Here is a 1,122-nt window from a genome sequence, read left to right as displayed (position 1 = left end):
CAATGCCGATAGTCGTGATCTTCATGGTGGAGGCCCCTTTTGTGAGTGGTCTGTTTGACACAACCACTTCGACGTAATGCCGTTGGCGGGGGCGTCCATTCCATTAGATCAAGTCTGAACTTCTACAGGTAAACCGTAGGGCATCAGACAATATCGAAATGGTCCAAACCAGCCACGCATTCCAGTGCCTTTTGGGTTGCCATAGCTAATTAACTATTTGGCGCCAAACACCTTCTGCAAAAGTTTACTTGCTTGCCCCATCGGGTCGGTACGTATGTTCTTTTCTTCATTTGCAATCATGTTGAATAGTCCATCCACAGCTTTGCGCGTGACATAGTCATCAAGGTTTGCATCTTCAGTTTTGACCAAGCCGAATTTTGCTGCTTGGCCGGCATAGGCATTGTATTTCTCTGCTAGTTTTAGCTTACTGGTCGACTTCTTGATGATGGGTAGAAATTTTTCTGTGATAGCGTTGCCACTGGTTCGACGAAAGTAGTCTGTCGCTGCAGATTCATTGCCAGTGATGATGCCTTTGGCGTCTTGCACACTCATGTTTTTTATCGAGTTGATGAGAATCGGCTTAGCTTCCTGTACTGCGCTTTCGGCGGCCCGATTCATTGTCAGAACGAGCTCGTCTGCTTTGTCGCCCATGCCAAACTTACGCAGCATTTTCTCTACGGGCTTAAGGTTGTCTGGTAGAGAAATTTTGACTTGTTCATTGCCGAAGAAGCCATCAGTTTTACCCAGCTGGCTAATGGCTTTGCTGGCAGATGTAGTCAGTGCTTCCTTTAAACCGCTTGATGCGTCTTTGCTGGTTAATTGGCTAAGGTCGATTGCAAGGACGCTAAGGCTGCATAGGAGTGATAGGCAAAGTATTGATATGGGACGGAGCATGGTTGCCTCAATTAATGTAGGGAGTGGTAGTGAAAGCTTGGTGGCTTGTCCGAAAGGTTAGGGGACCTGATAAATAAACAAAAGGCCGACAAGAGTGTCGGCGGGGGTGTCAGGATTTCCGTGTTCAAGGCGGGTTTGAGATTCACACGGATGATCGAATAAACCGATCCGCGTAAAGAATAGCGAATTGGTTCATGGCCGTCTTCCAATCCTTGGCGGCATAGCCCC

General features: G+C 47.6%; 2 protein-coding genes. Both read right to left on the bottom strand.

Going from position 1 to position 1,122, the window contains the following annotated elements:
• Positions 1–213: 213 nt before the first annotated feature.
• On the bottom strand, positions 214–894 hold the full coding sequence (locus ACUHMQ_RS20795; RefSeq protein ID WP_445297349.1) for a DUF4197 domain-containing protein: 681 nt from the start codon (positions 892–894) through the stop codon (positions 214–216).
• A gap of 11 nt (positions 895–905) precedes the next feature.
• On the bottom strand, positions 906–1,122 hold a 217-nt coding region (locus ACUHMQ_RS20790; protein WP_445297348.1), incomplete at its 5' end, for a hypothetical protein.

This window comes from Chitinimonas violaceus (assembly GCF_052601015.1).
The sequence above is the reverse complement of the archived record's forward strand: the minus strand, read 5'-3'. Positions and strand labels throughout refer to the sequence as shown.